The organism is Sphingobium limneticum (assembly GCF_008710165.1).
In the GTDB taxonomy this organism is placed as follows: Bacteria; Pseudomonadota; Alphaproteobacteria; order Sphingomonadales; family Sphingomonadaceae; genus Sphingobium; species Sphingobium limneticum.
Genome location: NZ_VYQA01000002.1, coordinates 226965 through 243911, shown reverse-complemented (window position 1 = coordinate 243911; position 16947 = coordinate 226965). Strand labels below are relative to the sequence as shown.

Sequence of the window (16947 nt, the reverse complement as noted above, 5' to 3'; positions counted from 1 at the left end):
ATTTGTTTAACTTTCTTTGCTATTCCCTCTTCATGCGCGTAGAGAGAGGCATCAGATCGGGAGCGGCTCATGGACCGCTTTGCTGATCGGCGATTTCACGATGTACGGTTGACGCCGGGCGACGATTTCGCCGCGCAACAATTGTTCCTGCACCGCAACGACCTTCTATTTTCGCCGGTTTTCGATCGGGTTTCGCCCCCGCTGCTGCGCTGGGTTGCGGATCATCGCGGCCGGTTGATCGCGATCGAGCGGGAAAGCAGCCGCTTCCGTCCCCGATTCGCGGCCGATCCGATCGGCTTTGGTTGGCGTGGCCTGTTGTCGGGCGGGGACAGGCGCATCCTGCTTGCAGCCGCCCGTTCCAGCGATAGGCCGCAAGCGCTGACTTTGTCTTTGCGCTGTGTGGGCGGTCAGGAACGCTGGTGCATGATCCGCATGGCTTGTGTCGAAGGGGCAGGGCCGCCCCGCTGGTACGGCACAGTAGAGGATGTGCATGAGCGGCATGACCGGGATTCCCGCGCTCTGGCTGCGGCGCTGGCCGAAAGCCGCGAACATTATCGATCCTCGGTGGACCTCAGCCCGCAAGTGCCCTGGACCGCCAGTCCCAAGGGCAGCATCGAGGAAGTCGGGCCGCGCTGGTTCGACCTGACCGGGATGATGCCGGAAAAGGCGCTGGGTACCGGCTGGCTGGGTGCGCTGCATCCCGACGATATGCAGCGCACGGTCGCCATATGGAGCGGTAATCTGGCCAGTGGTGCCCCGGTGGATATCGATTATCGCATTCGCCTGCGCGACGGTGGTTATCGATGGATGCGGGCGCGCGCATCGGCCAGGCGTGATCCTTCGGGTGGGATACTGCGCTGGTACGGAACGCTGGAGGATGTTCATGCCGAACGCTTGGCGCAAACGGCGCTGACTGATAGCGAGGAGCGCTTCCGTCTGGCCGTGCAATCGGCCCGGCTCGGCATTTGGGATCTCGATTGTATCACCGGCGTCCGGACCTGGTCGAACGAATTTCGCCGCATGTTGGGGCTAGGCGAGCATCAACCCGCGACTGCCGAACTGGCGCTGTCGCTGGTGCATCCGGGCGACCGGGATCGGCTGAAATATATGCTGGAGGCGGTCGCCGCCGGCACGCTGCCGCCGCATTTCGAGGCGACGCTTCGTATATATCGCGCCGATACAGGCGCTTTGCGCTGGATTCGCAGTACCGGATGGATGACGCGTTCGGATGCCGGTCGCCCCTTGCGCATCATCGTCACCTTCCGCGACGTCACCGAAGAACATGATGCGGACGAGCGGATCCGCTGGGCGGCGACCCATGATCCGATGACGCGGCTGCCCAACCGCACCTTGTGGCAGGCGGCGCTGGAGGAAATGGCGGCGCGTGCCCAGGCAGAGGGGCGGACGTTCGGCCTGCTGCTGCTCGACATAGACGATCTCAAGCGCACCAATGATTCGATGGGGCATGACGCAGGCGATGCGCTGCTCTGCGCCTTTGCGCAGCGTTTGGCATCGGTGGCGCCGGCGGATGCCGTGTTGGGGCGGCTGGGGGGTGACGAATTTGGCCTTGCCGCGCCCTCGCTGACCGATAGCGCGGCGCTGGAGCGGCTAAGTGCGGCCCTGATCGACAATGTCCGGACGCCGCATGTCCATCAGGGGCGTTCGCTCGATTGCGGTGTCAGCATCGGTGGTGCGGTGTTCGGCGTGCATGCCGACCGGGCCGAGGATCTGTTGAAGGCAGCCGATCTGGCACTCTACGCCTCGAAAGGGGCGGGGCGCGGGCGGCTCACCTTGTTTCAATCCACCTTGCGCGCGCAGGCGCAGCAGCGCAGTTCGATGATCCGCATGGCGCGGCAGGTGGTTGCCGAACGGCTCGCCACCCCTTTCTATCAACCGCGCATCGACATGCGCAGCGGGCATGTGCTGGGCTATGAGGCGCTGCTGCGCTGGCATCATCCCCGGATGGGGGTGCAACTGCCCGGCACCATAGCCGCCGCCTTCGACCATCCCGAGATATCGGTGGCATTGACCGCGCAAATGCTGGACGCGGTGCTCGTCGATCTGCAATGCTGGCTGCGGTCGGGCTTCGATCCGGGGCGGGTGGCGATCAATGCGGCGGCGGCGGACTTTGCGAGCGGGGATTTCGCCGACCGGGTGCTGAGCCTGCTGGATCGCGCCAATGTGCCCACGACGCATTTCGAGATCGAAGTAACGGAAAGTGTGTTTCTGGGGCGCGGCGCCGACCAGGTCGGCCATACGCTGCAACATTTTTCCGATGCCGGTGTGCGGGTGGCGCTGGACGATTTCGGCACCGGCTTCGCTTCACTGACCCATTTGAAGCAATATCCTGTCGATGTGCTGAAGATCGACCGCAGCTTCGTCAGTCATATCGAGCAGGATGTCGGCGACGCGGCGATCGTGGATGCGATCGTCAAGCTGGGCGGCAGTTTTGGCATGGAGGTCGTCGCCGAAGGCGTGGAGACGGCCGCGCAGGCCGATTTCCTGCTGCGCCAAGGTTGTATCGTGGGACAGGGATTTCACCTTGGCCGGCCACAGCCCGTCACCGCCTTTTCACCGCCAAAGGCCCGTTCGCAGCCATAAGGGCCGGACCCCGGAAGGTCCGGCCCCGATGCTTATTTGCAGTGACAGCTCCGTACCGCGCGACGGCGCGCGGCTTTGCGATAGGGGACCGTTTCCGTGACATAGGTGGTGGTCGTCGTGGTCGTGACGGCGGGTTGCACCGTCACGGTCGTCACGATCGGCGCGGGATAATAATAGCCGTTGGCGATATAGCCGCCGCCCTGGCTGGCCGACACCGGACCGTTGCCGCCCGACCAGTGAGGGCCGCCGGCATAGAGCGGCGCGTCATAGTCGACGCCGGCGCCGCGCACATCGCCTTCGAAACGGCCGTCATAGGTGCCGCTCACCTTCCGCCCGTCATCGGTGGTCCAGGTGCCGGTCCAGCGGCCTTCATATTCATTGGATGTGGTCACGCCATCGTCGGCCGCGCCATAGCCATAATCATAGCCGGCACCGGGACGGCGGGGCGGCGGCGGGGCGTTGCGACGCGGGCCATCCTCGGCCTTGTCGATCGCCATGCCGGCGACGGCGCCGACGCCTGCGCCGATCAGCGTGCCGGCCGTGCGGTTGCCGCGCCCGGCGATGCGGTTGCCGGCGACACCGCCGACTACTGCGCCTATGGCAGCACCACCAACGCCGTTGTCGCGGCGCGGCTCGTCATAATAGCCGTCGTCGCTATCGGGACCATAGCCGCCCTCGTAACGGCCCCAGTCCACATCGCTGCGGGAATCATAGACCCGGCCATAGCGATCGGTCATGACCGCATCGTCATAATAGCGCGACCAGCCATAGCCATTAGTCGGCGCGGGCAGGCCGTAAGCACCGTAATTGGCGATATAATAATTAGGGCTGACCCAATAGCGCGGCAGGACATAGCCATAGACCGGGCGCTGATAGCCGTTCCAGCCACCCGGCGCGCGCCAGCCGGCATACCAGCGGCCATTCTGGCGCGGTCCCCAGCGATGCCCGCCATTGTTCCACTGACCGTTCCAGGCGCCAGGCCGGGGGGCGTGTGTGCCGGGGCGAGGTACGACACCACCGGGACGCGGGGCGTTCCAGCTCTTGCCCATCACGGGCAGCGCAGCGCCCGCACCGCTCGCGGCAACGGCCGGTGCCGTGACACAGGCCAATGCAGCGCCAGCCCCCAGCAGGAAAAGAGTTGGCGTTCGCATGGTTAACACTCCCTGTTTGTGCATGGCGTGCGAACCGGGTGCGCAGGCCGAAATCCTAACGCATCATTTAGCATGCTGATCCGCCGCTATCCATGATTCCCGCCCCGAAATCCTGTCCCGAAACGGGGCGGAAAGCGGAAGCGGGAGGTGGCGGCGAAGGAAAAGAGAGTTAACGGATCAGCCGATCCGTGCCGCAATGCATGCAGCAAGCGCCTCGAGTCCGCGCGCGTCGTCCGAGTCGAACCGGGCCACGCGGGGGCTGTCGAGGTCGATCACGCCGACCAGCCGGCCGTCATGCAGCACCGGCACGACGATTTCCGATGCGCTGGCAGCGTCGCAGGCGATATGGCCTGGGAAGGTATGCACATCCTCCACCAACTGGGTTTCGCGCGTCGCCGCTGCCGTTCCGCATACGCCGCGCCCGACCGGAATGCGGATGCATGCCGGCTTGCCTTGAAATGGGCCAAGAACCAGCTCATCCTCCACCATCCGGTAGAAACCGGCCCAGTTGAGGTCGGGGAGGAACTGCCAGAGCAGCGCCGATATATTGGCCATGTTGGCGACCGGATCAGGCTCCGACGCGGTCAGCGCATCGGCGGCCGAAAGCAGGTCGGCGTAGAGGGTGGGCTTGTCGGCGGCGGTGGATGCAAAGTCGTACATGGCGCTCATATAGGACGCGGAATCGCGCAGGACTAGGGCGTCGCGCGCTCAGGCTCCCGGCGGTGGAACAGTCGGATCAGCCCTGCTATATTTATGGGCGATTGCCCGGTCGCGCAGCGCACCTGAACGAACATGGCGACGGCAATGGAGACAGGTGCCACAAGATTATTGACCATCACCAGCAACGGTGCGGCAAAACCAAGCCAGAGCGCAATGCGTTCCGCCTTGCCCAGCGTCTTCCATCGGCCGAACAGACAGACGGCAAAGCCCAGGCTGGCGACCGTCATGTCATAATTGAAAATATAGGGCAGCATCAAAGCGGTTGCGGATGCCGCGATGAAAGCCATGTCTTCATTGCGCACGTTCCGCGCGGTCCAGCTACACCATAGGGCAAAGGCGGCGATGGTGATCTGAGCGGTCGCAGCAAAGGCGATCGGCAGCCCGCGCAGCGCCACATAGGCCGAAGGCATCATGAAGAAGTAGAATTTCTGGCTGTGGTCCTGAAGAATGCGCGTCTGTATCGACGATGTTTCGACGATCCAGTCGTGCCACATGCCCCATCCGAAAATGACGCCGCTCGCCAATATCAGTGTGATGGCGACCAATATCGCCACGCCGATCGCGCGCCATGCGTTGCGGATCAACAATGTGGCCGCGATCAGCAGCCCCAGATGCGGTTTGAGCGTCAACAATCCTGCGATCGCTCCTGCCCGTGCCGGGAAGCGGGCAAGCATGGAAAAGAACAGCAGCCACATGCCACCGATGACGAAGCCATAATGCCCCGCCCAGATATTGACCAGTGCGGCAGGAGTGAGGACGCTGGCCCACAGGGAAAGTTGGGGCGGCATATAGGGGCGGGCGGCCCAGGCGAAGAAGCCGGCTCCTAACAGCGTCCAGGCGATGAGCGCCACGGGATAAGGCAATGCGCCAAAAGGCATCGCCAGAAACAGGCTGTGGGGAGGATAGGAATAATTATAGGGGTCGAGCGGTCCGAAAATGGCGGCTTGCCACAAGCGGTAGCCATCATAATCGTATAGCAGCGCCAACTTGTTGGACAGCGCCAGCTGCCCACCGGTCCACACGTTCAGAAAATCGCGGCCGATGACCAGCTTTGCCTCAGTCAGGCGCAGGCCATTCAATTGCATCAGGTCCGATAGGATCAGAAAGGGGCCAAGGAACGTCGCAGACAGCCAGAGCAGCAGGATCGTCGTACGACGCGCATCCTGATGGCTTGATCCGATCACTGTACATCCCCACGAAAATGCGTCCTGATGATCGCCTTTATGTGGGAAAGATGGTTAATCGGTTAAAGCCGGATCAGTCCATCTGCACTCTGCCGCGTCCCTGCTTCACCGAACTGCGTGCCTTTTTTTCATCGACGCGGCGGGCCTTGGCGGCCTTGCCTGGCTTGGTCGCGATGCGGCGGGCGTCGCGGATGTGGGCCTTGGCGATCATATCGCTCAGTCGTTCGCGCGCATCCTGCCGGTTCGCTTCCTGCGTGCGGAAGCGGGAGGCCTGGATGACGATCTCGTTCGCCGATGTCAGCCGCGACCCCGCCAGTTCCTTGAGCTTGCGATAGGCGTAGGGCGGCAGGCCCAGTTTGAACAGGTCGACGCGCAGTTGGACCGTCGTCGCCACCTTGTTGACATTCTGCCCGCCCGGACCGCCGCCGGTGATGAAGCGCTCCTCCAGCGCGTCATCGGGAATATCAAATCCCGGCATCGTCCAGCAGATCCGGGCCGAAGCCGGCCGCTGTAAAAGTGTCGGGCAGGGGCGCCGTGGCGGCCGCAGCGGGCTTGTCTCCGCGCGCGATGCTCAGGAACCGGCTGTGGAGCAGCATCTTGCCCTCTCCATTGCCGTAGACCGGATCGCCGACGATGCCGAAGCCCAGGCCGTGCAGGGTGTGGACGCGGATCTGGTGGGTGCGGCCGGTCTGCGGCGTGAAGGCGATGAGCGCGCGGCCATCCTTTTCCGCGATCTTGCGCCAATGGGTGATGGCGTTCTTGCCAGCCTTGGCCGGGATCATGCGCCAGCCCTGCGATTCGCTGCTGATCTTCTTGAGCGCCAATTCGATCGTGCCGCTGTCTTCCGCAGGCACGCCATCGACCACGGCGACATAGCGTTTCTCGACCGTGCCGGCCTCGAACGCGGCGGCGAAGCGCTTGTGCGCCTTGGGATTGCGGGCGAGCAGCAGGCAGCCGCTGGTGTCGCGGTCCAGCCGGTGGACCGGCAGCGGCCAGCGCTGGAAACCGAAGGTCAGCGAGGCGAGGTGATTTTCCAGCGCCAGCGATCCGTCGCGCGGCGCGTCGACCGGCAGGCCGGCCGGTTTGTCGAGGATCAGCGCCTCGCCATCAATGAACAGGACTTTGTCGTCAAACAGGGACAAGAGGGGTATCCGATCGGAGTAAAAAAGAGTGGGTCAATTGACGCGCGCGCGGCTTTCTATAGGCGGTGGGGACGATGGACAACAGGGGGCATGACGCAAGCAAGGCGCAATTTCGGCTCGACTGGGTCGATGTGGCGCGCGGGATCGGCATCATTGCGGTGGTCATCGGCCATGTGTGGACGCGCGGGGGCGTGCGCGACGCCATGTATAGTTTCCATATGCCGCTCTTCTTCCTGCTGTCGGGCATGTTGTCCCGGCCCCATTCCATCACTTCCTTTACCCGGCGGCAGATATTCGGGCAGATGCGGCCCTATGCCGCTTTCCTGACCCTGCTGATCCTGATCGACCAGATCGTCGAGCCGCTGAAAGGCGGGCGGCCCATTTTTCATCAATGGCCCGAGGATCTGGTGCCGATTCTGCTGGGCGGCTTCTGGCTGCGGGGGCCTTATACCATTTTCTGGTTCGTCCCCTGCCTTCTGATCGCGCGCCTGTTGTTCAACGCCGTACTGCTGCGCTGGCCCGACGTGCTGGACCGGCGCTGGGCGTTCGTCCTGCTGCCGACCGTCATCCTTGCCTATGCAGCGGGCCACTTCACGGAGGCGTCGCCGCTGGGGTTACTGAGCGTGCCGATGGCGTTCGTCCTTCTGTGGGCGGGTGCGGTGTGGCCGCGGGTCCGCTGGCATAATGGCCTGATCGGGCCGCTCGCCCTGCTGGCCTTGGTCGGGCTGGCGGGGATCGCGCCTACGCTGAACATGAAGGTCGCGGACTATGGCTGGCCATTGGTGTCGATCGGGTCGGCGGTGGCGACATGCCTGCTGCTGTTCCGCCTGTCGGCCCGGATCGCGCCCTTTGCCGGACCGGTCGCGGCGCTGGGGCGGGCGTCGCTGGTGATCATGTACCTGCATGTCGCGCTGATCCATTATGGATCGCCCTATCTGGCCAAGCCCTGGCTGCTCGCGCTGGCGCTGGCGCTGCCTTTCGGCCTCCACGCCCTGATCCGCCGGTCGCGCGTCGCGACCCGTATCCTGCTTTAGCTGTCCCGGATCAGCGACATGCGATCGTCCACGCCGGCGCGGGCGACGATGCTGTAGGCGGCCTGCGCTATGACCTGCGCCTGCGTCAGTGCCGCGCCATCCTTTTCCCGCTGGGCGGAGGCGATGGGATCGGCGACGGCGGATGCCTGGGGGGAGGCATAATAATTTGTTTCGGCAAGACGATCGCCGAGCGTCGCGCGGACAGGGGTTTGCGACGCGGTGCTGGCCGTCACCTGTCGCGGGCCGGTGGAGGGTGCGCTGTAGGTCAGCGGTTCCGTCGTCGTCGGTGCCGTGATGACGACCGCGCTGGTGGTGGAGGGTGCGGGTTCCGTCGCTCCGGGCGTCGGGGTGGGGGCCGGCGTGGTCGTGCTGCTTTGCGTGGGCGTCGTGGCCGCCACGGCGCCCACGGTGGTTTCCGTCGTCTTCTTTATCTGTCCCCAGGCATTGCCGAGGCCGTTACCGATCGCGCCGATCATTAAATTTCTCCCGTCCCCGCCTTTCTTATCCGTGTTGGGGCCTTCCATGCCCTCAACGAAGAAGGTTCGTGCCCCGTTAAGCCTTAATGGACATGTCGCAGCTTGTCCGGGTTGCGCATGATGTAGATGGCGCGGACCATGCCATCCGCGATATCGAGCGCAGTGGTCTGCACCTCGCCATCGGCCTCCCGCGTGACGAAGCCGGGCAGGCCGTTGATCAGGCAGGTGCGCAGCAGCGTCGATCCATGTTTGCGGAAATTGACCGCCAGCGCCCGATGCAGTTGCATGACCTGACCAAAGCCCAGCGCCGGGCGGACGGTGGCAGGACGCTTGCCGCCGCCATCGCTGTGCAGGCTGACGTCGGCGGCGAGAAGAGCGCCCAGGCCGGTCATGTCGCCGCTACGCGAGGCGGCGAAGAAGGCGGTGGCGATGTCCATGCCGCGCTGCTTCTCCACTTGGAAACGCGGCCGGGCGTCGCGCACATGGGTGCGGGCGCGGGCGGCCAGTTGACGGCAGGCGGCGGGATCGCGCTGGATCGTGACCGCGACTTCCTCAAACCCCAGCCCGAAGACATCGTGGAGCAGGAAGGCGGCGCGCTCCAGCGGGGACAGCCGTTCCAGAGCCAGCATCAGCGGCAGGGTGACGTCTTCTTCATCCTCGTCCGCCTGCTCGAACAGAGGCTCGGGCAGCCAGGGGCCGACATAGGTTTCGCGGCGCACCCGCGCGGATTTCAGCTGATCGAGGCAGAGGCGCGTCACCGTGCGGCGCAAAAAGGCTTCCGGCTCGCGGATGTCGGTGCGGTCGGTGCCCATCCAGCGGAGGAAGGCATCCTGCACCACATCATCGGCATCGGCGACGGAACCCAGCATGCGATAGGCCACGCGGATGAGGCGGGGACGCAGCGGGTCGAAACTGGCGGCTGCGTCCATCTGCGTCCCCCGTTCCATCAGGCGGCTGCCTTCATCGGCATGTCGTACCAGAGGTCGAAGCCGATCGCGATGCGGTTCCAGCCATTGATGATGTTGATCATCAGGGTCAGATTGACCTGCTCCTCCTCGGTAAATTCCCAGTTGAGCGCTTCTTTCGCGGCGCCATGCGTATGGCCCTGCGACAGGGTGGTCAGCGCTTCGGTCCAGGCCAGCGCGGCGCGTTCGCGGTCGGTATAGCAGGGGGCTTCGCGCCAGGCGGAGAGGAGGTAGATGCGCTGTTCGCTCTCTCCCTTCGCGCGGGCTTCATATGTGTGCATGTTGATGCAATTGGCGCAGCCGTTGATCTGCGACGCGCGGATCTTCACCAGTTCGATCAGGCTGGATTCCAGGCTGTCGCCGATGGTGGCGGAGAGCGCCGTCCAGCTCTTCATCAGCTGCGGTGCGGCGGCATAGGGGTTGATCTTGTCGGTCATGATGCAGTCCTTTCGCTTGGGGTCTGCTGACATGACGAGATGGCGGTGGCGGATGTGACATGGGAGCATGATTTTTTCGCCCGACGGTGACGCGGTTGGGGACGCGACGGGCGAAGTTCACACCGTTGCAGGGTTTTTTGGGCGGCAAGCGCTCGCAAGACGTTCGCGAAGCGCCCCCGACGCACCACCAGCGCGACAGGGGCGCGACAAGTGGGCGACATAGGAGCGACAGACGCGCGACACCTGCGCGCCATGAAAGCGACCGGGCCGCGACTGGTGGGCGACGCACAGGCGACGCCGGCGGGAAGGGGGCGTGAGGTGAGGGCGGCCTGATCCATAAGGGGGGAGTAGATCAGGCGAAATCCTATTTTGGAAGGCTGTTGGAGTGGGGAGCAGATGCGTGTTTCGCCCTCTCCCGTTTTCACGGGAGAGGCTACGGAGACTTGGCAGCTTGCTGCCTAGTCGATGTCGGTGAGGGTCTTTCTTGCTTTTTGCAGGCAGTGGCCGGACGTCAGAAAGAAGGAAGACCCTCACCCAACCCTCTCCCGCGAAGGCGGGAGAGGGCTAACAAAAGCGGCTAGTCCACTTCACACCCATCCATCCCGTCACCCCCACACGCAAAAAGGGGCTGGCGCATAGTCCCGATGCGCCAGCCCCTTACGGCTGTTCCAAAGCCTTGATGTGACCCAAGGCTCTTGTCATGCCGCACGCCTTAGACGGCGTGCGTGCCCGTCAGCCGTGCAGCTTGATCGCAGTTTCGGCGATGCGGCGGCCCTGATAGCGAGCGCCATCCAGTTCCTCTTCGCTGGGCTGGCGGCTGCCGTCGCCGTCGGCCAGCGTGGTCGCGCCATAGGGCGATCCGCCGCGTACCTTGTCCACGCCCATCTGGCCCGCAAAGCCATAGTCGAGGCCGACGATGGTCATGCCGAAATGCAGCAGGTTGGTGATGATCGAGAAGAGGGTGACTTCCTGGCCGCCATGCTGCGACGCGGTCGAGGTGAAGGCGCCGCCGACCTTGCCGTTCAGCGCGCCGCGCGCCCACAGGCCGCCGGCCTGGTCGAGGAAGGCCGCCAACTGGCTGGACATGCGGCCAAAGCGGGTGCCGGTGCCCACGATGATCGCGTCATAATCCGCCAATTCCGCGACGGTGGCGATCGGTGCTTCCTGATCCAGCTTGAAATGCGCGCCCTGCGCGATTTCCAGCGGCACGGTTTCGGGTACGCGCTTGATGTCGACGGTCGCGCCGGCAGCGGCCGCGCCTTCGGCCACGGCCTTCGCCATGGTTTCGATATGCCCGTAGGAAGAATAATAGAGAACCAGAACCTTAGCCATGATGCGTCTCCTGTTCGATGGGTGGGGAAAGGGATGGCCGCCCGCGCCAAGGGAGGGGTATTGCGCGAGCGGCCCGGCCCGTCCGAGGGGAGGGGGATGGACGGGCCAAAGGGGTGTTAGATGCTGTCCACCAGGACGATTTCGGCATCCTCCTGAGCGGTGATGGTGATTGGCGCGCCGCTGATGATCGCCGCGCCGTCGCGCGCCTCGAAGGGCTGACCGTCAATCTCGATGCGGCCCGTTGCCGGGACCAGATAGAGGTGGCGGCCTTCCTCCGTCGCGTAGGTCACGCTCTCACCCGCCTTTATCGTGCCGCCCAGCAGGCGGGCGTCGGCGCGGATGCGCAGCGCTTCGCGGTCTTCGTCATAGCCGCTGGCCAGAACCCGAAGCGCGCCCGAACGGTCGTCCTTCGGGAAAGGCTTGGCACCCCAGCAGGGCTGACCGCCGCGTGTGCGGGGAATGACCCAGATCTGGAACAGGGTGGTGGTTTCATCCTCCAGATTATATTCGGCGTGGCGGATGCCGGTGCCGGCCGACATCACCTGAACATCGCCGGCCGCCGTACGACCCTGATTGCCCAGGCTGTCCTTGTGCGTGATCGCGCCGGTGCGGACATAGGTGATGATTTCCATGTCGGCATGCGGATGCGGCGGAAAGCCGGAACGCGGGCCGATCTCATCGTCATTCCACACCCGGATCGCGCCCCAGTGGATGCGGTCCTCATCATGATAATCGGCGAAGGAAAAATGGTGGCGCGCGTTCAGCCAGCCATGGTCGGCATGGCCAAGCGACGCGAACGGGCGGCGCTCGATGCGGCTCGCTGTCGTGATGCTCATGTGGCGTTACCTTTCGTTGCGGAGGCAGATGCTTCCGCTTGCTTTCCACTAATCTAGCCATCAGGGTCGTTTCTTAAACCGGCAGCTTTGAAACGGATTGTTTCCCGATGCGACTACCTGACTTTGAGGCCTGGGCGATGTTCGCCGCCGTGGTGGAACATCGCAGCTTCACCGACGCGGCCAAGGCGCTGAGCGTGTCGAAGGCGACCGTGTCCAAGGCGGTGACGCGGCTGGAGGAGCATCTGGACACCAGCCTGTTCAACCGCACCAGCCGTCGTCTGGCGCTGACCGAAAGCGGCAAGCGGCTGGCCGATCATGCCCAGCGCATCCTGATCGAGGGGCAGGCGGCGGAAGAGGCTGCGCGCGACGAAACGGCGGACCTGTCCGGCACGGTGCGGCTGGGCGCGCCGATGACGTTCGGCCTGCTGCGAATCGCGCCTTTGATCGCGAAATTCACCAAGGAACATCCGCTGGTCGATGTCGACCTGCATCTGTCCGACGCGAAGATCGACATTGTGGAGATGGGGCTGGATGCCACGATCCGCATCGCCGACATGCCCGACAGTTCGCTGCGCGCGCGGCGGCTGGCGGATGTGACGATGCACGTCATCGCTTCGCCCGCCTATCTGGACGAGCGTGGGCGACCGCAGCATCCGTCCGACCTGGGGAGCCACGACTGCCTCTGCTATTCGAACGCGACCGCGCCGGACGTGTGGCGCTTTGCCGGTCCGGGGCAGCAGAATGTGGTGGTGCAGGTGCGCGGCCGCATTACCGTGAACAGTGGGGAGGCGATGCTGCCCGCGCTGCGCATGGGGGTGGGGGTGGCGCGCCTGCCCGACTTCATCATCGGTGATGCGCTGGCCAAGGGCGAGGTGGAGGAAATCCTCACCGACTGGCGCCCGCCGCCCTTCGGCCTGCACCTGGTGACGCCGCCGTCGCGGCTGCGCCCGGCGCGTGTCGATGCGCTGCTGGACTTCCTGACCAAGCATCACGGCTGTTAACCCGGATCAGGCCCGGGGTAAGATTTCCTTCAGCATGTTCGCGCCATGATGGGACTGCGAATGGGGCCGAGAGGCCTCGTTTCGCAGGTGAATCCATCTTGACTCCGGGCGGGCCGTTACGGTCTCAACCCTTTGTAAATAGATTCGAATTGGCGCGACTCGTGGATTCCTGCCGGTTAGCGAAAAATTAACCTTTGTCCTTCAGAAGTTTTTTGGTTAATGAATTGGAGCAGAAGCCGTTCTGGTGGGGTGAACGGGACTGCTACTGACCGGAAGGTGCAAAAGGGGCTTCACATGCGCGTGCTGCTGATCGAGGACGAACCGACCACCGCCAAGGCGATCGAGCTGATGCTCACGACCGAGGGGTTTAATGTCTACACGACTGACCTGGGTGAGGAAGGCCTCGATCTGGGCAAGCTGTATGATTATGATATCATCTGCCTGGACCTGAACCTGCCGGACATGCACGGCTATGACGTGCTGAAAAAGCTGCGCGCTGCCAAGGTGCAGACGCCGGTTCTGATCCTGTCGGGCATTTCGGAAATGGACAGCAAGGTCCGGTCCTTCGGCTTCGGCGCGGACGATTATGTGACCAAGCCCTTCCATCGCGAAGAGCTGATCGCCCGCATCCACGCCGTGGTGCGCCGGTCCAAGGGCCATAGCCAGTCGGTCATCCGCACCGGCAAGCTGTCGGTCAATCTGGACGCCAAGACGGTGGAAGTGGACGGCAATCGCGTCCACCTGACCGGCAAGGAATATGCGATGCTGGAGCTGCTTTCGCTCCGCAAGGGCACGACGCTGACCAAGGAAATGTTCCTGAACCACCTGTATGGCGGGATGGACGAGCCGGAACTCAAGATCATCGACGTGTTCATCTGCAAGCTGCGCAAGAAGCTGGCGCTGGCATGCAGCGGCGACAATTACATCGAGACGGTCTGGGGCCGCGGCTATGTGCTGCGCGATCCGGACGAAATCCTGGAGGAGCAGGCCAAGGTCGCCTGATCCGACACGCATTGCCCAGGGGGGTGGAAAGGCCGGCGTCCGAAAGGATCGCCGGCCTTTTCCGTTTCGGCTTGGATCATGTCCCGGCTTGCGGTTATGGCGGGGGCATGGATGACCTGTTTGCCGATCGCACCATAAGCGAACAGACGCTGGGCCGGGCCGATATCGCGCCGCTGGTCGGGGGATTGCCCCACCATCTGGTCGATTGCGACCTGGATGAAGCCGACCTGTCAGGGCTGGACCTGTCGCGCTGGACGTTCGAGCGGTGCCAGTTGCGCCGCACCGACCTGACCGGCGCCAAGCTGGACGGATCGCGCTGGATGTCCTGCCGGGGTGGGTTTGCGACCTTTGCCGGGGCGGACCTGCGCGAGGCGGCATTGACCGCCTGCGATTTCAACAATGGCGCGTTCCGGCGGGCCAAGCTGTTCGGTTCCAAGTTCGAGCGGTGCAAGCTGACCGGCGCGGACCTGACCGATGCAAGTGCGCTGGACATGGAGTTCAAGGAGACGCTGCTGGTCAACGCACGGCTGCCGGGCTTTTCCTTCCGCAAGCAGGTGGTGACGGCGGTGGATTTCAGTCAGGCGGATCTGGCCAAATGCGATTTTCGCGGCACCTTGTTCGATGGATGCAGCCTGCGCGACGCGACGCTGGACGGATGCCGGTTCGATGGGGCGGACCTGCGCGGGGCCGACATCAGCGGGTTGCGGCTGGTCAATGCCGGGCTGTTTCGGGGCGCGACGATCTCGCGCGAGCAGGCCGGACAATTGCTGGGCGAGCTGGGCCTGAACGTGCGCTAATTTACGCTGAAAAGGGGGAATGGGCCAGCGGCCTGAAAGGCTGCCGGCCCATTCGTCAGGCGGAGGGGCTTTGGCCAAGCGGTGTGGAACGGGCCCGCTTGTCCGCATGCCCCGGCGGGGTCAATCAGTCCGCCTGATCGGGGGTATCGTTGCTGCTGGTGCCGCCGGTCGAAGAGCCTTGGCCGCTGACCTGACCCGACAGCGAGCCGCTGGCGTCGATTGAGGCCGCGTTGTTGACGGCGCCCGTCGCTTGCCCTGCGGCATTGCCGGCGGCCGAACCGGCCCGGTCGCGCGCGCTGGCGAGGGTGCCGGTCGCCCGATCACGGGCGGCACCAGCGGTTTCGGTGGCACGGTTCCTCGCGGCACCAGCGGTTTCAGTGGTACGATCACGGACGGTGCCGGCCGTATCGGTGGCGCGGTCCCGGACCGAACCGACCGCATTGCGGGCGTCATTGGTGCCGAGCGTATCGACCGCGAGGCTGCCAGTGGCCGAACCGTCGGCCGAGCCCGAAGCGCTGGCGCTGCGGCTCTTGCTGTTGCGGGTGGCGGAACCACTGGCGGCGCCGTCGGCCCGTCTGCGGCTCGATCCGCTGGCGCCCACGCGGCCATTGTCGAGGTCGATGCTGCGATCGAGGCTGCCGGCGCCGCCCAGCGTGCCGCCGAGCGAACCGCCAAAGCCGCCGCTGCCGCCACCGCCCAGCGCGCCGCCGAGCGAGCCGCCCAGGCCGCCACCGCCGCCGCCGAGCAACTGGGCCGAGGCAGGGGCCACCGACAGGGCGGCGAGGCAGGCTGCGGCGATCAGATATTTGGCTTTCATCTCATATCTCCTTCATCAATATCGTCGTGATGAAAGGAGAACGGGAGGCGTGGTCGCTTTAATCCCGATGCCTGTGAAATAATTTCAAGTTACGGAAATTCAGTCGTTATTTCTGCAAGCGCCGCAGATGACGGGCGCCTGTCCCTTCCGAGCCGTTCCGGCTTCGGCGCGCAGGGCGGCCAGCGTGCCGCGCGCCAGCAGCCGGCCGGCGACCAGCGGCGCGGCGAAGCTGGTGCCGCGCACCGCCGCCTTGCCACCCTGCATATCGGCCGCCTGCATGTCCGCGCCGGGGGCGGCGAAATCGATATGGAGCGCGCGCCCGGCTTCGGGCAAAGGCCGCCCGCGCCCGTCTATGCCGGTGACGGCGATCACGCCGGGGTAGGAGGCGGGATAGGCGGGCGGCGCGGCCGGGCCATCATTGCCGACCGCCGCGACAACCGTCACGCCCTTGTCCCGCGCCAGCCGGATCGCGCCGTCGAGCAGGGGATTGGCCGGCCCGACCAGGCTGACCGTGACCACGCGCACGCCGCGCGCCGCCATCCATCCTAGCGCGCGGACGATGGCGAAGGCGCCGCCGCCGGCCGGATCGTCGCCATAGACATCGGCCACCAGTAAGGGGGTGCCCGGTGCCGCGCCTCGCACAGCACCTTCGCCGCTGATGAGCGAGGCGACGGCGGTGCCGTGCGGGCTGGCGCGGGGGGCGCCCTGTGCGAAGCCGCGCTGTTCGATGGCGGATGCAAGCGAGGGGTGGCGGCCCACGCCGCCGTCGATCAGGCCGGCGACGCGCCCGTCCATCTTGCCCCCGCCGGCAAGCGCGGCGTTCGTCAGCGCCAGCGCCGGGCCGCTGGGGAAATAGAGATTGTCGGCGCTTGCCTGCGCTTGCGGGGCGAGCTTGCGCACATCGCGCAGGGCGCGGGGCAGGCTTTTGTCCTTGGGTGGGGTCAGGCGGGCGATGGGCAGGTCTATGCCTTCGACCGTTTCACTGTCCACGCCATAGCCTGCCGCGCGCAGGGCGGCGAGCGCGCCATCGTCCGCGCCGGTCAGCAGGATGACGCCGCGTCGGGCCGGTTCGCGCCGGTCGTCCAGTTCGATCCGGTCGCCATGCCGGCGCAGCAGGTCGCTCACTCGCGCGGCGCGGGCGGCCGCCAGCCGATCGGCCAGCCGGGCGGGGCTGAGGCGATCCAGCCCGGTCGCGTCTACGGCCGAGCCGACCCGGTCGCCGACCTGATCCCCAACCTTTCCAAGCGTATCGGGCACGACCTGACCTATGCCACCCTGACTAACTGGGCCAAGGCCGCCGCCGCCCGGCAGCAATTGCGCCTGCGCGTCCGACAGGGTCGTCGGCGCCAGCAGGATCAGGCCCGCCATCATCCATGGGCGCGTCAGCTTCATGTCCGCCTCACCGTTCCGTTCGCGTGCAAAATCATCCATTGCGAAAAAATGTCCATTCGT

17 protein-coding genes are annotated in these 16947 nt (G+C 65.1%); 5 read left to right on the top strand and 12 right to left on the bottom strand.

Annotation, left to right across the window (positions count from 1 at the left end; all coding sequences use genetic code 11):
- Positions 1-69 precede the first annotated feature (69 nt).
- Positions 70-2601, top strand: a complete 2532-nt coding sequence (locus tag F4U95_RS03230; protein ID WP_150424545.1) for a sensor domain-containing protein — start codon at positions 70-72, stop codon at positions 2599-2601.
- A gap of 32 nt (positions 2602-2633) precedes the next feature.
- Here F4U95_RS03230 and F4U95_RS03225 read toward each other — a convergent pair whose 3' ends face one another.
- The 5 genes from F4U95_RS03225 to F4U95_RS03205 form a co-directional block, all read right to left on the bottom strand.
- Complete coding sequence (locus F4U95_RS03225) at positions 2634-3752, bottom strand: RcnB family protein (RefSeq protein ID WP_150424544.1); 1119 nt, start codon at positions 3750-3752, stop codon at positions 2634-2636.
- Between the two features lie 177 nt (positions 3753-3929).
- Complete coding sequence (locus F4U95_RS03220) at positions 3930-4412, bottom strand: GAF domain-containing protein (RefSeq protein WP_150424543.1); 483 nt, start codon at positions 4410-4412, stop codon at positions 3930-3932.
- 32 nt (positions 4413-4444) lie between these two features.
- Positions 4445-5656 carry a glycosyltransferase family 87 protein gene (locus tag F4U95_RS03215; RefSeq protein ID WP_246171477.1) on the bottom strand — a complete coding sequence of 404 codons (1212 nt, stop codon included), beginning with the start codon at positions 5654-5656 and terminating at the stop codon, positions 4445-4447.
- Between the two features lie 73 nt (positions 5657-5729).
- The gene (gene arfB / locus F4U95_RS03210) at positions 5730-6134 is read right to left on the bottom strand and encodes an alternative ribosome rescue aminoacyl-tRNA hydrolase ArfB (RefSeq protein ID WP_120249616.1); all 405 of its coding nucleotides are present in this window, start codon (positions 6132-6134) and stop codon (positions 5730-5732) included.
- A complete protein-coding gene (locus F4U95_RS03205; protein ID WP_120249617.1) occupies positions 6121-6798 on the bottom strand; it encodes an RluA family pseudouridine synthase in 678 nt (225 codons plus the stop codon). The genes arfB and F4U95_RS03205 overlap by 14 nt, the downstream gene beginning before the upstream one ends.
- Positions 6799-6872: 74 nt before the next feature.
- Between F4U95_RS03205 and F4U95_RS03200 the strand changes: the two genes are divergently transcribed.
- On the top strand, positions 6873-7832 hold the full coding sequence (locus tag F4U95_RS03200) for an acyltransferase family protein (protein WP_150424542.1): 960 nt from the start codon (positions 6873-6875) through the stop codon (positions 7830-7832).
- On the opposite strand, the gene F4U95_RS03195 is transcribed toward F4U95_RS03200, so the two are convergent.
- The 5 genes from F4U95_RS03195 to F4U95_RS03175 form a co-directional block, all read right to left on the bottom strand.
- The gene (locus F4U95_RS03195; protein ID WP_120249619.1) at positions 7829-8308 is read right to left on the bottom strand and encodes a hypothetical protein; all 480 of its coding nucleotides are present in this window, start codon (positions 8306-8308) and stop codon (positions 7829-7831) included. The genes F4U95_RS03200 and F4U95_RS03195 overlap by 4 nt on opposite strands.
- A gap of 83 nt (positions 8309-8391) precedes the next feature.
- A complete protein-coding gene (locus F4U95_RS03190; protein ID WP_150424541.1) occupies positions 8392-9255 on the bottom strand; it encodes a sigma-70 family RNA polymerase sigma factor in 864 nt (287 codons plus the stop codon).
- A complete protein-coding gene (locus tag F4U95_RS03185) occupies positions 9255-9710 on the bottom strand; it encodes a carboxymuconolactone decarboxylase family protein (protein WP_150424540.1) in 456 nt (151 codons plus the stop codon). The genes F4U95_RS03190 and F4U95_RS03185 overlap by 1 nt, the downstream gene beginning before the upstream one ends.
- A gap of 732 nt (positions 9711-10442) precedes the next feature.
- Positions 10443-11042, bottom strand: coding sequence for an NAD(P)H:quinone oxidoreductase (wrbA, locus tag F4U95_RS03180; RefSeq protein ID WP_120249623.1), 600 nt, complete (start codon positions 11040-11042; stop codon positions 10443-10445).
- 116 nt (positions 11043-11158) lie between these two features.
- A complete protein-coding gene (locus F4U95_RS03175) occupies positions 11159-11878 on the bottom strand; it encodes a pirin family protein (protein WP_150424539.1) in 720 nt (239 codons plus the stop codon).
- Positions 11879-11985: 107 nt separating this feature from the next.
- Between F4U95_RS03175 and F4U95_RS03170 the strand changes: the two genes are divergently transcribed.
- The 3 genes from F4U95_RS03170 to F4U95_RS03160 all read left to right on the top strand — a co-directional run bounded on the left by F4U95_RS03170 (position 11986) and on the right by F4U95_RS03160 (position 14678).
- Positions 11986-12879 carry a LysR family transcriptional regulator gene (locus F4U95_RS03170; protein WP_120249625.1) on the top strand — a complete coding sequence of 298 codons (894 nt, stop codon included), beginning with the start codon at positions 11986-11988 and terminating at the stop codon, positions 12877-12879.
- Between the two features lie 294 nt (positions 12880-13173).
- Positions 13174-13881 (top strand): response regulator transcription factor CtrA, encoded by a 708-nt coding sequence (gene ctrA / locus F4U95_RS03165; protein ID WP_056682290.1) that lies wholly within the window; start codon positions 13174-13176, stop codon positions 13879-13881.
- 107 nt (positions 13882-13988) lie between these two features.
- A complete protein-coding gene (locus F4U95_RS03160; RefSeq protein ID WP_120251973.1) occupies positions 13989-14678 on the top strand; it encodes a pentapeptide repeat-containing protein in 690 nt (229 codons plus the stop codon).
- 124 nt (positions 14679-14802) lie between these two features.
- Here F4U95_RS03160 and F4U95_RS03155 read toward each other — a convergent pair whose 3' ends face one another.
- Together F4U95_RS03155 and F4U95_RS03150 are read right to left on the bottom strand one after the other, a co-directional pair.
- Positions 14803-15495 carry a hypothetical protein gene (locus F4U95_RS03155; RefSeq protein ID WP_150424538.1) on the bottom strand — a complete coding sequence of 231 codons (693 nt, stop codon included), beginning with the start codon at positions 15493-15495 and terminating at the stop codon, positions 14803-14805.
- A 99-nt stretch (positions 15496-15594) separates the two neighbouring features.
- Complete coding sequence (locus F4U95_RS03150; RefSeq protein ID WP_150424537.1) at positions 15595-16926, bottom strand: S8 family serine peptidase; 1332 nt, start codon at positions 16924-16926, stop codon at positions 15595-15597.
- Positions 16927-16947: the final 21 nt, after the last annotated feature.

Bases quoted from the DNA above. Each gene is read 5' to 3' on its own strand.
- ctrA (WP_056682290.1), top strand. From the start codon at position 13,174: ATGCGCGTGCTGCTGATCGAGGACGAACCGACCACCGCCAAGGCGATC.
- F4U95_RS03190 (WP_150424541.1), bottom strand. From the start codon at position 9,255: ATGGAACGGGGGACGCAGATGGACGCAGCCGCCAGTTTCGACCCGCTG.
- arfB (WP_120249616.1), bottom strand. From the start codon at position 6,134: ATGCCGGGATTTGATATTCCCGATGACGCGCTGGAGGAGCGCTTCATC.
- F4U95_RS03230 (WP_150424545.1), top strand. From the start codon at position 70: ATGGACCGCTTTGCTGATCGGCGATTTCACGATGTACGGTTGACGCCG.
- F4U95_RS03155 (WP_150424538.1), bottom strand. From the start codon at position 15,495: ATGAAAGCCAAATATCTGATCGCCGCAGCCTGCCTCGCCGCCCTGTCG.
- F4U95_RS03200 (WP_150424542.1), top strand. From the start codon at position 6,873: ATGGACAACAGGGGGCATGACGCAAGCAAGGCGCAATTTCGGCTCGAC.
- F4U95_RS03175 (WP_150424539.1), bottom strand. From the start codon at position 11,878: ATGAGCATCACGACAGCGAGCCGCATCGAGCGCCGCCCGTTCGCGTCG.
- F4U95_RS03220 (WP_150424543.1), bottom strand. From the start codon at position 4,412: ATGTACGACTTTGCATCCACCGCCGCCGACAAGCCCACCCTCTACGCC.
- F4U95_RS03150 (WP_150424537.1), bottom strand. From the start codon at position 16,926: ATGGATGATTTTGCACGCGAACGGAACGGTGAGGCGGACATGAAGCTG.
- F4U95_RS03195 (WP_120249619.1), bottom strand. From the start codon at position 8,308: ATGATCGGCGCGATCGGTAACGGCCTCGGCAATGCCTGGGGACAGATA.
- F4U95_RS03185 (WP_150424540.1), bottom strand. From the start codon at position 9,710: ATGACCGACAAGATCAACCCCTATGCCGCCGCACCGCAGCTGATGAAG.
- F4U95_RS03225 (WP_150424544.1), bottom strand. From the start codon at position 3,752: ATGCGAACGCCAACTCTTTTCCTGCTGGGGGCTGGCGCTGCATTGGCC.
- F4U95_RS03170 (WP_120249625.1), top strand. From the start codon at position 11,986: ATGCGACTACCTGACTTTGAGGCCTGGGCGATGTTCGCCGCCGTGGTG.
- F4U95_RS03160 (WP_120251973.1), top strand. From the start codon at position 13,989: ATGGATGACCTGTTTGCCGATCGCACCATAAGCGAACAGACGCTGGGC.
- wrbA (WP_120249623.1), bottom strand. From the start codon at position 11,042: ATGGCTAAGGTTCTGGTTCTCTATTATTCTTCCTACGGGCATATCGAA.